Genomic DNA, 12,436 nt, shown 5'->3' on the forward strand with positions numbered 1-12,436 from the left:
GCACCGTGAAGGCAGGTCGCGCATGACCACCGTCCAGATCGCCCCCGAAGCCCCGGGCGCCCCCGTCACGGCAGCAGCCACCGGGTTCCGCCTGGCTGCCCGCCGCTTCCGGCACAACACCCTGGCGGTGATCGGGCTCGGCGTGGTCGTCGTCATCGTGCTGTTCTGCTTCGTCGGGCCGTTCGTGTACCCGACCGACCAGGTCCACACGCAACTGTCCGAGGCGAACCTCGGTCCGAGCGACGCCCACCTCCTCGGCACCGACGCCGTCGGGCACGACGTCCTCGGTCGGCTGATGTACGGCGGCAGGGTGTCGTTGCTGGTCGGCATCGCGGCCGGTGTCCTGGCGACCGTCGTCGGCACGCTGTGGGGTTCGGTCGCCGGGTACCTCGGCGGCTGGGTCGACGCCGTGATGATGCGCATCGTCGACGCGGGCATCGCGATCCCCGCCCTGTTCATCCTGCTCGTCATCTCGGCGATCACCACACCCGGGGTCGCCGGGCTCGTCGTGATCCTCGGGCTCGTGTCGTGGCTCGTGCCCTCTCGGCTCATCCGCGCCGAGACCCTGACGCTGAAGAACCGCGACTACGTCCTGACCCTCCGCGCGATCGGTGGGTCCCACGCCCGCGCGATCGGGAAGCACCTGCTGCCGAACTCGGTCTCGACGATCGTGGTCGCGGCGACGTTCCAGGTCGCCGACGCGATCCTGCTCGTCGCGTACGTGTCGTACCTCGGCCTCGGGGTGCAGCCGCCCGCGACCGACTGGGGCGGCATGCTCTCGGCGGGACTCACCGCCGCGTACTCGGGCCGTTGGTGGCTGATCCTGCCACCGGGGCTCGCCGTCATCCTCGTCGTCTGCGCGCTCAACGCCGTGGGCGACGGGCTCCGTGATGCCTTCGACGTGAGGGGCCGCTAGATGTCCGTCCTGACCACCACCGACCTCGGGGTCGTGTTCACCACGGAGAGCGGTCCCGTCGACGCGGTCCGCGGCGTCTCCCTGCGCGTCGACCCGGGGGAGACCCTCGCCCTCGTGGGTGAGTCCGGGTCGGGCAAGTCGACCGTGGCGCTCGCCGCGATGGGGCTGCTCTCCGGCAACGCGACGGCGCGGGGGAGTGCAGTCGTCGACGGCCACGAGATCGTCGGGGCGACGGAGTCGTCGCTCCGCGGGCTCCGGGGCAACACCGTGTCGATGGTGTTCCAGGAGCCGGCGACCGCCCTCGACCCGCTCACCCGCGTCGGCGCGCAGATCGCCGAGGTCATCCGGAACCACCGGTCCGTCTCGCCCGCCGAGGCCGCCGCCGCAGCCGTCGACCTGCTCGACCGCGTCGGCATCCCCTCGCCCGAGAGCCGTGCGAAGGCCTTCCCGTTCCAGCTCTCCGGCGGACAGCGCCAGCGCGTCGTCATCGCGATGGCGATCGCCAACGAGCCGGCGCTCCTCATCGCCGACGAGCCGACGACCGCGCTCGACGTCACCGTGCAGGCAGAGATCCTCGAGCTGCTGCGCCGACTCGCGGCCGACTCGGGCACCGGTGTCCTGCTCGTCACGCACAACATGGGTGTCGTCGCGGACTTCGCCGACCGCGTCGCCGTGATGCTGCAGGGTGAGGTCGTCGAGACCGGGGGCGTCGAGGACGTCCTGCTCCGCCCCCGGCACGACTACACGAAGCGCCTGCTCGCGGCGGTCCCACGGCTCCGGGTCGGGGACGCGCCGCCCGCCCTGGTCACCCCGCGGTCCACCGAGGTCGGCGAGGGGACGGGCGATGGGGCGCCGGTGGTCGACCTGCGGGACGTCTCCGTGGTCTTCGGCCGCGGCGCACGGGCCGTCCCCGCCCTGCGCGGCATCGACGTCGCAGTGCACGCCGGCGAGACGGTCGGACTGGTGGGCGAGTCCGGATCGGGGAAGTCCACCGCCGCTCGGGTCGCGCTCGGCCTGGTCCGGCCCACCGGCGGGAGCGTGCGGCTGTTCGGCGAGGACCTCCGGCGCGTCCGCGGGGGCGCGCGGCGACGACTGCGGGCGGGCATCGGTGTGGTCCTGCAGGATCCGGTGGCGTCGCTCGATGCCCGGATGTCGGTCGGCGAGTGCATCGCCGAACCCCTGGCCGTGCACCGCCGCGGGGCGTCCGCCGGCGAGCGTCGTCGTCGCGTGGACGAGGTGCTCGACGCCGTCCGCCTGCCGCGCGCCCTGGCCGGTCGGGCTCCCCGCGAGCTCTCCGGTGGGCAGCGCCAGCGGGTCTCGCTCGCCCGGGCGCTCGTGCTCGAGCCCCGGCTGCTGGTCGCCGACGAGCCGACCAGCGCCCTCGACGTCAGCGTCCAGGAAGCCGTGCTCGAGGTCCTCACCGAACTCCAACGCGAGCTCGGCTTCGCCTGCCTGTTCGTCTCCCACGACCTGGCCGTCGTGCAGCACTTCGCGCAGCGGGTCGTCGTGATGCGGCAGGGCCTGGTCGAGGAGCAGGGGACGACGGAGGAGACCCTCGTGCACCCGGAGACCGACTACACCCGGCGGCTCCTCGCGGCGGTGCCGGTGCCGGACCCGGTCGTGCAGCGGCGTCGGCGGACGGAACGGCTGGCGACCCTGTCGGCGGTGGACGCGTGAGCGCTGTGATCGCCGGGATCGACGTCGGGGGCACCAACACCAAGGTCGTCCTCACCGACGCCGACCTCGTCGTCGTCGACCGCGTCGACCTGCCGACGCCCGCGCACGAGGGCGGCGCGGCGATCGTCGGGACGGCGCTCGACGCCGTGGCAGGACTGCTCGACCGGCACGGTGCCGTGCTCACCGGCGTCGGTGTCGGAGCGGCCGGTGTCGTCGATGCTGCGAGCGGGACGGTCCTGGTCACCGCGAACTCGTTCACCGGTTGGGCCGGCTACCGGGTCACCGACGCGATCACCGCGGCCGTGGGCGTGCCCGCCACGCTCGACAACGACGTGAACGCGTTCCTGCTCGGCGAGGTCGCCACCGGTGCCGTCGAGGGGGAGGCCGACGTGCTGGGCATGACCCTCGGGACCGGTGTCGGCGGTGCCCTCGTGCTCGGTGGGGTGCTCTTCGCGGGACCTCGTGGTGCTGCAGGGGAGATCGGCCACGTCCCCGGTTTCGGCGACGCTCCGTGCACCTGCGGGCAGTCAGGGCACCTGGAGACCATCGCCGGCGCGCGCGGCATCGTCGACCGGTACGCCGAGCGCTCCGGTCGTCGGGTGTCCGCGCGTGACGTGGCCGACGCCGCCCGCTCCGGGGACGCCGACGCGGTCGCGGTGTTCCGGACCGCGGGGTGGGGTGTTGCCCGTGCGGCGCTGCTCGCCGCGGGCATCCTCGACGTGACCACGGTGGTCGTCGGAGGTGGCATCGCACGCTCCTGGGACCTCCTGGCACCCGCGGTGGCAGCGGCGATCGCAGCGGAGCCGCCGGTCAGCGGTGCCGCGATCCGGTTCGCGCCCTCGTCCCTCGGCGCGGACGCGGTCGCCCTCGGTGCTGCCGCCCGGGTCCGTGTGCGCCTGCTCGAGGACGCCCGCGTGCGCTGACCGTGGCGTCAGGGCCTCGTGTCGGTCGAAGTGCGGACTGGTGCGGCCCCCGGACGGGGGTCAGGATGACTCTCAGTTGCACCCTGCAACGTCGCAGGGTCCCTGACCGAGGAGTCCACATGAAGCACACCCTCGCAGCGGCGTTCGCCGCCGTGGCCGTCGTCGCCGGCGGCGTGTTCGCCGCCACTCCCGCCTCCGCGCTGCCCGTCGGCACCGAGGTCGTCGGCGGCGAGAAGGCACCCACCACCACCTGGGCCGTCCAGCTCGAGGCCTCCGGCGGCACCATCCCGTCCGGGTACGTCAGCAACTGCACCGGCGAGCAGATCAACGCCTCGTGGATCGTCACCGCCCGCCACTGCATCGACGGCATCGGCGCGATGAACGTCTACCACTCGAACTCCACCACGAACCGCGGCACCGCCGTCGCGATCGACCGGGTCAGTGCCGCGCCGGCCGGCGACATCGCACTCGTGCACCTGCGGAGCACGTACGCGCTGTCGACCTACGCGCCTCTCGACCTGACCGCCGCGGCGAAGTCGAGCGGCACGGGCGTGATCCAGGGCTACGGGCTCCGCGCGAACGCGCAGCAGTCGGACGGGCTGTACCAGGCGACCGTGTCGCTCACGGGCGCGACGCGCGACGCGTACAGCGGCAAGGCGCAGCACGTCACCGGCGTCACCGGTGCGTCGAACCACGGCGACTCCGGCGGTCCGCTCCTGGTCAACGGCAAGGTCGTCGCGGTGTGCTCCACCGGCGACAGTGCCGACCCCGGGGCGGACACGACGGCCGGGTCGAACTACGCGCTGCTGTCGCAGTCGTCCTCGTGGATCCGCTCGACGGCGGGCGTCTGACCGACGCGACCCACCGACGGACGGGAGGCTCCCCACCAGCTGGTGGGGAGCCTCCCGTTCGTCACGTGCTGACGTCGGCGACGTGGACGTCCATGCGTCCAGGCGTTCAGGCGCTCAGGCGCCGTGCGCCTCCTCGGCGACCGGCTGCCACTCGCGCCAGGTCGCGAGCCGCGACTCGTAGTCCCGCTCGGCGATGCCGAGCGGCGCCTTGCCGAAGAAGACGCGCAGCGGCGGCTGCTCCGCGTCGACGACCTTGAGGATCGCGGACCGCGTCGCCTCGGGCCTGCCCGGGTCCGATGCGGACGGGCGCTTCGCGGCGGCCTCGCGGACCTCCGCGTAGGCGTCGAGCTCCTCGCTGTGCTTCGAGGACGGACCGGACCAGTCGGTCGAGAACCCGCCGGGCTCGACGAGCGTGACGGAGATGCCGAAGCCGGCGACCTCCTGCGAGAGCGACTGCGACAGGCCCTCGAGCGCCCACTTCGATGCGTGGTAGGCGCCGACCGTCGGGAACGCGCTGATCCCGCCGATGCTCGACACCTGCACGATGTGCCCGGAACCCTGCTCGCGCATGATCGGCAGTGCCGCCTGCGTGACCCAGAGCGCGCCGAAGAAGTTCGTCTCGAGCTGCGCGCGGACCTCGTCCTCGGTGAGTTCCTCGACCATGCCGAAGTGTCCGAAGCCCGCGTTGTTCACGACGACGTCGAGGCGCCCGAAGTGCTCGGCGGCCTGCTGCACCGCAGCGGTGTCGGCGGCCTTGTCCGTCACGTCGAGGCGGATCGCCAGGAAGGTGTCCGGGTACTGGTCGACGAGTGCCTGCACGTCGTCGGTGTTCCGGGCAGTGCCGGCGACGGAGTCCCCGCGCTCCAGGGCGGCCTCCGCCCACTCGCGGCCGAAGCCCTTCGATGCTCCGGTGATGAACCAGGTCTTGGCCATGTCGTGCCTCCAACTGCTGTTCGGGTGACCGGGAGCAGGCAACGCCCGGCGCCCGGACGCGACCTGGGTGCCCGGGTGACAGCGGGGCGCGCGACGCAGTCCGTATCCTGGTGCGATGCCCGACGTCCCCGCAGGCGCTGCCGACGAGTTCTCCCAGGCGGTGGCGCGCGCGATCGAGGACGCCAAGTCCGCCGCCGGCCTCACCACCCGCGACCTCATCAAGCGCTCCGGGCTCTCCGCGAACTACTACTACCGCCGCGCACGCGGGGAACTCCCGTTCACCACGAACGACATGTCGGCGCTCGCGGCAGCGTGCGGTCTCACCGTCGGTGACCTCTGGGCGAGGGCGCAGGCCGACATCGGGCCGAGCGGCAAGAGCGCCGGGCAGGTCATCGCGGAGCGTCTCGAGAAGCTGCTCACGGTCGCTCGGGCACAGTTCCCGCGGATCGACGTGCCGGCGACCCTGCTGTCGAGCGACGTCGCGCGGGAGACGCAGCTCACCGCGTCGCACTGGCAGGCCGTCGTCGACGGTGACCTCTCAGCGGTGTCGGTGGAGCAGCGCGCAGCGGTCGCGACGTTCTTCGGCGTCCCGGAGGAGTACCTGACCAGCATCGAGGTCTCGGACCTGGTGGACGACATCGACGCCCGCCTGGATGTCCAGGCCGCCTTCGCGCAGACTGATGCACGCGGGATCTCCTCGCGCGGTCCCGGTGGCACGCCCGCCTCGCTGCGCGCGCTCGCTCGAGCGATCCGGGAGAGCAACAGACGGGGGCAGTGACGACACGCATGAAGGACATCGACGAGGTCGACGGGGCGGTCCGGGGCATCGTGGACCGCCTCGCACTCCCCGATGACGAACGCACCCTGGAGCGCCTGCTCCGGGCGGTCTCGGACGCGCGGGGCATCCCGGTCGAGCTCCGACCGATCAGCAACCCCGACCAGCACCACACCGGCTACTGGATCGACCACGGCGACTACGGCGTCATCATGTACCGGCCGACGGACACCGACTCGATCCAGCTGCACACGATCCTGCACGAGTGCATCCACGCCGTCGGCGAGCACCGCGGATGCTCCGCTCGCCCCGAGACCGTCGACGAGCTGCGCGCTGCGACCGCCGATCCCGTCATCTCGATCCGTGGGCGCTCCGTGGTGAACGGCTCCCTCGGGGACGCCGAGCAGGCCGAGGAGGTGGTCGCGGAGCGCGGCGCCTTCGCGCTCGCCCGCTGGCTCCGCGGCTCCGGAACGACCTCCGCCGCCGAGATCTTTTGACCCCGTCGCTCGCCTCGACACTCGCGCTCGTCCTCGGTGCGCTGATCTTCCTGTACCGCGCTCGGCGCGCCGTTCGCACCTGGCGGGCCGCCGGCGGCGTCGGTGCCCGCTTCCAACCCGCCTGGGTCGCGAGCGGGTTCGCGATCATCGGCCTGCTCACCCTCGGCCTGGTGTGGCTCCCGGCCGACGAGATGGACGACGCCCTGCCCCTCGTGGGCGGGCAGAACGTCCTCAACCTCGTCGAAGCGCTCGCGGCCACGGCCGGCTTCTGGTACCTCCGCGACGCCGTCCGGCTCTACAGCGGTGACCGGCGCCCGGCTCGTCGTCGCCACCTGGTGCTCCACTGCCTCGTCTTCAGTGCCTTCTTCGTCGCCGTCCCGCGTCGGGAGGGTGACGCCGTGCGGTTCATCGACGAGCACCTCGCGTCGACGGCGTGCTGGGTGTACATCAGCCTGTACATGCTCGGCGTGCTGTACCTCGCCCTCGACTCGCTGCGTTCCGCGTGGAAGCGCCGAGCCGACCTCCCCGGGAAGGCGTTCGTCCTGGGGTTCGCGTCCGTCGCGGTCGGCGCGGTGTTCGACCTGGCGTACACCTCGCTCGGGCACGTCCGAGGCGAGCTCACCCCCACCGGCAGTGCGCTCCTGACCGCCTTCGAGGCGTTCTTCTTCCCCGGGATGGTCGTCATCATGACGGGCTACCTGGTCCCGGCGCTCGGCCGGTCCTTCTGGAGAGCAGTCGGCTGGCGCCTGTCCCGCATGAGCGAGGCGGGCACGTCCCTGGAGCTCCTCCGGCGGTGGACGGACGAGTCCGACCCCCTCGGAGAGGCGTACGCCACGTCGATCCGGATCCAGGGCAGAGTGTTGGACGACACCCTCCAGCTCGGCCCGCGCGACTCCCGCCGGTTCCGACACATCGAGCGCTGGATCACGCGCGCCGCGATCCCGACGGGTGGAAGGACCTGGAAAGCATGAAGACAGCACTCGTGACCACGGCAGCCGCGATCGCCGCCGGCGCCGTCCTGGGCGCCGCGGGCCTCGGCGTCGCTGGCGGCCGGCGTGCGATCCGTCCCCGCCCGAAGAAGCGGCCCCGGGTCCTCGCGGCCGACAGCCGACAGATCCGCCTCGAGCGCACGGTGCACACGGCCGCGCCGGGCCGGTACCGGATCCGGTTCGGGGACGGGGACTCGCAGCACGTCCTCGTCGGCGACGTCGTCGCGCAGGACGACGCCAGCGTGACCCGCGCAGTGGTCGAGGCCGAGCACGGTGTCCCGCGAGCCGGCGACGCCGTGCTCTGGACGGGCTACGTGTACACCTCCCCGGACGACCTCGGAGCGTCCCACCGCGAGGTGCAGATCGAGGCTCCCAGCGGCACCCGTCCCGCGTTCCTGTTCGACACCGAGCAGCCCTCCACGCGGTGGGCGATCCACGTGCACGGCATCCACTCGTCGCGGATCTCGGCGCTCCGCAGCGTGCCCGCGACGCTCGCCGCCGGGATGCCCTCGCTCGTCGTCTCCTACCGCGGGGACGCGGAGGACGAGACCGCGCCGCCCGCGACCCTCGGTCAGGAGGAAGCACGCGACGTCGACGCAGCGATCCGGTACGCCCTCGACCACGGTGCGGAGGACGTCGTCCTCGTCGGTTGGTCCATGGGAGCGACCATCAGCCTGATCCTCGCCGACGACGTCAGGACGCGACGCCACCTCGCCGCACTCGTGCTGGTCGGGCCCGCACTCGACTGGCGCGCCAGCATCCGGGATGCCGCTGGGCGGTCGGGCATCCCCGCTCCGCTCGCGCCCCTGTTCACGCTCGCGCTGACCCTCCCCGGCCTGGCGCAGCTCGCCGGGCTGCGGCGACCGCTCCGCGCTGCCCACCTCCGGCCGCCCCTCGCGGACGGGACGGTGCCGGTCCTGATCCTGCACTCCTCCGGCGACACCGACGCGCCGATGAGCGCCTCGGAGCACCTCGCGCGGAGCCATCCCGACCGGGTCCGCCTCGAGCAGGTGACACCCGTTCCCCACGGTATGGAACGCAACGGCGATCCGGACCGGTTCGATCGGACGGTGACCGGCTTCCTCGCCGCACTGCCGTGAACGGCACTGCTGTGTTCCCCTTGCGGTACGCTGTTGCTCGTGCCGACTGCTCGGTCCACGTGGTCCGTTGGGGGGACCACGTCGAGTAGCCGTCGAGCACGAGGCCGCTCTGTCCACCGGTCGCCGGGGGGTGACGGGGACAGGGCGGTCGCCACGGGCAGACGACGGGCGCAGCGCCGCTGGACCGACGCGGAGCGGCCGACGAGCACCATGGCCCCATGAGCCAGTACGAGAAGCGCGACCCGAACTCCCTCTACCCGAAGCCGCCGTTCCCCGAGCAGGAGCAGTCACTGCCCGGCGCCGCGTGGAAGATGGACCCGCAGCCGGACCACGGCGAGCAGAGCTACGTCGGCAAGGACCGCCTGACCGGCTTCCGCGGCATCGTCACCGGCGCCGACTCCGGCATCGGCCGCGCCGCCGCCATCGCGCTCTCCCGTGAGGGCGCCGACCTCGTCCTCTCCTACCTGCCCGACGAGCAGGAGGACGCCGAGCAGGTCCGGGACCTCCTGGAGTCCGAGGGTCGCAAGGCCGTCCTCGTGCCGGGCGACATCTCCGACGAGCAGTACTGCAAGGACCTCGTGCAGCAGGCCGTCGACGAGCTCGGCGGGCTCGACACCCTCGTGATGGTCGCCGGTCGCATGGACAGCAACGACGACATCCTGTCGCTCACCACCGAGCACTTCGACTCGACCTTCAAGACGAACATCTACTCGCTGTTCTGGCTGACCCAGGCCGCGGTCCCGCACCTCGAGCCCGGCTCGACGATCGTCACCACCGGGTCGATCCAGGCCGCCACCCCGTCGCCCGACAAGATCGACTACGCGATCTCGAAGAGCGCGGTGAAGACCTTCACCGAGGCCGTCGCGCAGCAGCTCGCACCGAAGGGCATCCGCGTGAACTCGGTGGCGCCGGGTCCGGTGTGGACGCCGCTGCAGCCCGGTTCGGACGACGCGCAGACCGTGGCGCACTTCGGCGAGCAGTCGCCGTTCGGACGCCCCGGCCAGCCCGCCGAGCTCGGTGCCGCCTACGTGCACCTCGTCAGCCCGGAGTCGAGCTACCAGTCCGGCTCGACGATCACGATCGCCGGCGGGACCCCCGCGTTCTAGACGGCACGGCAGACGGACGGGAGGCGCGGTGCCAGCTGGCACCGCGCCTCCCGTCCGTCATCGGGTCGCGTCTGCGACCCGCGCACGTCAGCCCTGCGGCGGTGCGTACAGCTGCAGGTCGTTGCCCTCGCTGTCCTTGAAGGGGACGATCTTGCCCCACGGGTGCTCGCTGACGTCGCCCGCGAACTCGACGCCCTTCAACCGGAGGTCGGCGACCTCGTCCTCGATGCTCCCGTCCGGCTGGAACGACACGACCGCGCCGCCCCCGCTCGACGGGCTCGCCGACTCCCGGGCGTTCAGGCCGATGCGCAGCCCGTTCGCGTCGATCTCGCTCCAGTCGTCGTCCTCGCTCGCGACCGTCAGGCCGAGCGCGTCGCGGTAGAACGCGACCGCGCGCTGCATGTCACTGACCGGTACCCAGACCGCTGCCACTCCGCTTGCCATGGTGTTCCTCTCGTCGTGCCCTGTCGTCTCGTACCCGGCCGACGGTAGGTCGCGTGCCCGCGTGCGCACACAGGCAGGGTGGTGTCCCAGTGCCCGGGGGGCAGTGTGGGCGACGACGACGGGAGCAGGACATGGCCGGTGTGACGCACGTGGTGCTGGTGCAGTGGGACGCAGCGCGGGACGGGGCCGTCGAGCACGCCGCGCGAGCGGACGACCTGTGCCGCGAGCACCTCCCCCGCATCGACGGAGTGGAGTCGGTGCACTCGGGACCGAGCATCAGCACCGAGGGCCTCGAGGGCGGGTTCGACTGGATGCTCACGGTGCGCTTCCGCGACCGCGAGGCACTCGCCGGCTACCTGCCGCACCCGGAGCACCGCCCGGTCGCCGACCACATCGGCGCGGGGAGCAGTCGCGTCGTCGTGTTCGACGTCGAGGACTGAGCCGGGCTGCTCGAGCGCGTCGAGCTGCAAGGCGAGGGGTCGCGACGACGGCCGTCCTGAGCTACCGTGGAAGCACGACGGGCCGGTTCTCGGAACGTCGCCAGCCGAAGGCCCCGTCATCGGGGCCTTCGTTCTTCCTCGTCGGAGTCGTCGGCACCTCCGTCGGTCGGCCACGTCTCCCGGTGGACGACTGCCGGTGCGATCGCGGCCCGCTGCTGTGCAAGCGTCCTGCGAGCGGCCGGGTGCGGATTGCGGACGCGCTCCCGGCGGTAGTGCACGTAGACGGCGAGGTCCACGACCTGCAGCCCGTCGGCGAACCGGGAGCACGCGAAGTTGATCGGGGACGAGATGTTCCGGAGCCTGGACGACTGCGAACCCGGTGTGCCGAACTCCTGGTACCCGGCGAACGCGCGCTGGTGTTCTGCCTGCGTCGCGATCTCGTCGGCGACGACGATCGCCTGCTCCCCGTCGCCGCACGCGCCCGTGTACCGATCGATCTGCTCGAGGACGTGCCCGAAGGCGACTGCGTGCGGCGTCCGTGGATCGTGGGACCGGGCCTTGAGCTGTGCAGTGTCCACTCCGCACAGGACGTACCGGACTCCGCAGTCGAGTGCAGCCCGGAGAACCGCCAGGGAGATGCCCGCAGCCTCACGATGCCTGCCTCGCAACGATCGCCACGAGCCGGCACCGCCCATGAGTTCGTGGCCGTGGAACTCGATCGCCGGATCGGTTCCGTGTTCGACAGCGGTTCGCCTGCGGACCCCCGTCAGCCGCTCCGCGACGGCGTCCCACTGGTCGAGCGTGGCGATCGCCGCAGCGACGTAGTACCGCTCTCGGTCGTACGACTCGTCGACGTAGGCCACCAGCATCCGACGAGCCTGGCACGTGGGGCGCGTCGCCCGTCGGCCCTGTGGATGCCGCATGCGGACCAGGGCCAGGCAGACTGAGTGCTCTCTGATCTGCGGGGGCCGTCCGTGCCGGGCACGAGCGGGTCCTCCTGGGACGATGGGCTGATGAGCACCGAGCCCGAGCGCCGCCGCAGGAGGGCCGACGTCGTCGGCATCCTCGAGCCGAACCCCCACCCGCTGGCGACCGTCACGATCGGCATCGGAGCCGTGGTCGTGCTGACGGTGATCGGGTTCTTCCTCGGTTCGGTCGACATAGGTCTCGCGAAGGCGTTCAACACGCTGCACACCGGCGCGGTCGGAGCGTTCACGACGGCGGTCTACCACGTCATCAGTCCGGTGCCGGCGATCGCGATCACGTTCGTCGTCGCGGGCATCATCTGGTGGCGGGCCAGGGACCTCCGACCGGCCCTGGGCTTCGGGATGACGATCGCGATCACGTGGCTGCCGTCGGCCGTGGTGAAGGAGATCGTCCACCGCGCCCGGCCCGACGTGGCGCTGCTGCCGCACCCGTTCCCCGTCCAGCCCGACCCCGGGTACCCGAGTGGGCACACGGTCTACATCACCGCGTTCGTCATCGCGCTCGTGTGGGTCGTCCGCGAGACCCGGTGGCACCAGGTCGCGCGGGTCGTCGGCGTCGTGGCGATCGTGGTCGTCTTCCTGTCGGTGTCGATCGACGCCGTGCACTACCCGACCGACGCCGCGGCCTCGATCCTCTGGGCGCTCGCCGTGGCACCGGCCGCCCGGGTGGTGTGGGTGGACTGGGCGATGCCGCGCATCCCGTTCCTCCGCCCGCGCGAGGGAGCCGCGGTACCGCTCCGCGTCCGCCGCTGACCGTGCGCCGCTACGCCCGGCTTCGCCGCGCCGCCACGAGTGCGAC

Annotated in this window: 14 protein-coding genes; 11 read left to right on the top strand and 3 right to left on the bottom strand. The window is 72.2% G+C overall.

Annotation, left to right across the window (positions count from 1 at the left end; genetic code table 11):
- Positions 1-22: 22 nt before the first annotated feature.
- From D8M35_RS06860 to D8M35_RS06875, 4 genes are all read left to right on the top strand, one after another.
- Complete coding sequence (locus D8M35_RS06860) at positions 23-916, top strand: ABC transporter permease (RefSeq protein ID WP_126891168.1); 894 nt, start codon at positions 23-25, stop codon at positions 914-916.
- Positions 917-2,593: an ABC transporter ATP-binding protein gene (locus D8M35_RS06865; protein WP_126891169.1), complete on the top strand. Its 1,677-nt coding sequence runs from the start codon at positions 917-919 to the stop codon at positions 2,591-2,593.
- Entirely contained in the window at positions 2,590-3,516 is a 927-nt protein-coding gene (locus D8M35_RS06870) for an ROK family protein (RefSeq protein WP_202976538.1), read from the top strand. Before D8M35_RS06865 ends, D8M35_RS06870 begins: the two co-directional genes overlap by 4 nt.
- 119 nt (positions 3,517-3,635) lie before the next feature.
- Positions 3,636-4,367, top strand: coding sequence for a trypsin-like serine protease (locus tag D8M35_RS06875; RefSeq protein WP_126891170.1), 732 nt, complete (start codon positions 3,636-3,638; stop codon positions 4,365-4,367).
- A 114-nt stretch (positions 4,368-4,481) separates the two neighbouring features.
- On the opposite strand, the gene D8M35_RS06880 is transcribed toward D8M35_RS06875, so the two are convergent.
- Positions 4,482-5,300 (bottom strand): SDR family oxidoreductase, encoded by an 819-nt coding sequence (locus D8M35_RS06880; RefSeq protein ID WP_126891171.1) that lies wholly within the window; start codon positions 5,298-5,300, stop codon positions 4,482-4,484.
- A 115-nt stretch (positions 5,301-5,415) separates the two neighbouring features.
- On the opposite strand from D8M35_RS06880, the gene D8M35_RS06885 reads away from it, so the two are divergent.
- The 5 genes from D8M35_RS06885 to D8M35_RS06905 all read left to right on the top strand — a co-directional run bounded on the left by D8M35_RS06885 (position 5,416) and on the right by D8M35_RS06905 (position 9,767).
- Positions 5,416-6,078, top strand: a complete 663-nt coding sequence (locus D8M35_RS06885; RefSeq protein ID WP_126891172.1) for a helix-turn-helix transcriptional regulator — start codon at positions 5,416-5,418, stop codon at positions 6,076-6,078.
- Positions 6,079-6,086: 8 nt separating this feature from the next.
- Complete coding sequence (locus D8M35_RS06890) at positions 6,087-6,572, top strand: hypothetical protein (RefSeq protein WP_126891173.1); 486 nt, start codon at positions 6,087-6,089, stop codon at positions 6,570-6,572.
- Positions 6,569-7,543: a hypothetical protein gene (locus tag D8M35_RS06895; RefSeq protein WP_126891174.1), complete on the top strand. Its 975-nt coding sequence runs from the start codon at positions 6,569-6,571 to the stop codon at positions 7,541-7,543. The genes D8M35_RS06890 and D8M35_RS06895 overlap by 4 nt, the downstream gene beginning before the upstream one ends.
- On the top strand, positions 7,540-8,661 hold the full coding sequence (locus D8M35_RS06900) for an alpha/beta hydrolase (RefSeq protein ID WP_126891175.1): 1,122 nt from the start codon (positions 7,540-7,542) through the stop codon (positions 8,659-8,661). Before D8M35_RS06895 ends, D8M35_RS06900 begins: the two co-directional genes overlap by 4 nt.
- Positions 8,662-8,879: 218 nt before the next feature.
- Positions 8,880-9,767: an SDR family oxidoreductase gene (locus D8M35_RS06905; RefSeq protein ID WP_126891176.1), complete on the top strand. Its 888-nt coding sequence runs from the start codon at positions 8,880-8,882 to the stop codon at positions 9,765-9,767.
- An 87-nt stretch (positions 9,768-9,854) separates the two neighbouring features.
- On the opposite strand, the gene D8M35_RS06910 is transcribed toward D8M35_RS06905, so the two are convergent.
- Positions 9,855-10,211 carry a VOC family protein gene (locus D8M35_RS06910; protein ID WP_126891177.1) on the bottom strand — a complete coding sequence of 119 codons (357 nt, stop codon included), beginning with the start codon at positions 10,209-10,211 and terminating at the stop codon, positions 9,855-9,857.
- A gap of 131 nt (positions 10,212-10,342) precedes the next feature.
- Here D8M35_RS06910 and D8M35_RS06915 point away from each other — a divergent pair, with 131 nt between their 5' ends.
- Positions 10,343-10,651: a Dabb family protein gene (locus D8M35_RS06915; RefSeq protein ID WP_126891178.1), complete on the top strand. Its 309-nt coding sequence runs from the start codon at positions 10,343-10,345 to the stop codon at positions 10,649-10,651.
- Between the two features lie 116 nt (positions 10,652-10,767).
- Here the strand turns inward: D8M35_RS06915 and D8M35_RS06920 are convergent, their stop codons facing one another.
- Complete coding sequence (locus D8M35_RS06920) at positions 10,768-11,520, bottom strand: DUF3800 domain-containing protein (RefSeq protein ID WP_161972615.1); 753 nt, start codon at positions 11,518-11,520, stop codon at positions 10,768-10,770.
- A gap of 144 nt (positions 11,521-11,664) precedes the next feature.
- Between D8M35_RS06920 and D8M35_RS06925 the strand changes: the two genes are divergently transcribed.
- Entirely contained in the window at positions 11,665-12,390 is a 726-nt protein-coding gene (locus D8M35_RS06925; protein WP_126891180.1) for a phosphatase PAP2 family protein, read from the top strand.
- Positions 12,391-12,436: the final 46 nt, after the last annotated feature.

The sequence above is a fragment of the Curtobacterium sp. HSID17257 genome (genome assembly GCF_003989515.1).
Classification (GTDB): domain Bacteria; phylum Actinomycetota; class Actinomycetes; order Actinomycetales; family Microbacteriaceae; genus Curtobacterium.

Coding starts and splice junctions, on each gene's coding strand:
- D8M35_RS06860 (WP_126891168.1), top strand. CDS start 23: ATGACCACCGTCCAGATCGCCCCCGAAGCCCCGGGCGCCCCCGTCACG.
- D8M35_RS06880 (WP_126891171.1), bottom strand. CDS start 5,300: ATGGCCAAGACCTGGTTCATCACCGGAGCATCGAAGGGCTTCGGCCGC.
- D8M35_RS06925 (WP_126891180.1), top strand. CDS start 11,665: ATGAGCACCGAGCCCGAGCGCCGCCGCAGGAGGGCCGACGTCGTCGGC.
- D8M35_RS06910 (WP_126891177.1), bottom strand. CDS start 10,211: ATGGCAAGCGGAGTGGCAGCGGTCTGGGTACCGGTCAGTGACATGCAG.
- D8M35_RS06915 (WP_126891178.1), top strand. CDS start 10,343: ATGGCCGGTGTGACGCACGTGGTGCTGGTGCAGTGGGACGCAGCGCGG.
- D8M35_RS06920 (WP_161972615.1), bottom strand. CDS start 11,520: ATGCTGGTGGCCTACGTCGACGAGTCGTACGACCGAGAGCGGTACTAC.
- D8M35_RS06900 (WP_126891175.1), top strand. CDS start 7,540: ATGAAGACAGCACTCGTGACCACGGCAGCCGCGATCGCCGCCGGCGCC.
- D8M35_RS06890 (WP_126891173.1), top strand. CDS start 6,087: ATGAAGGACATCGACGAGGTCGACGGGGCGGTCCGGGGCATCGTGGAC.
- D8M35_RS06905 (WP_126891176.1), top strand. CDS start 8,880: ATGAGCCAGTACGAGAAGCGCGACCCGAACTCCCTCTACCCGAAGCCG.
- D8M35_RS06885 (WP_126891172.1), top strand. CDS start 5,416: ATGCCCGACGTCCCCGCAGGCGCTGCCGACGAGTTCTCCCAGGCGGTG.
- D8M35_RS06865 (WP_126891169.1), top strand. CDS start 917: ATGTCCGTCCTGACCACCACCGACCTCGGGGTCGTGTTCACCACGGAG.
- D8M35_RS06875 (WP_126891170.1), top strand. CDS start 3,636: ATGAAGCACACCCTCGCAGCGGCGTTCGCCGCCGTGGCCGTCGTCGCC.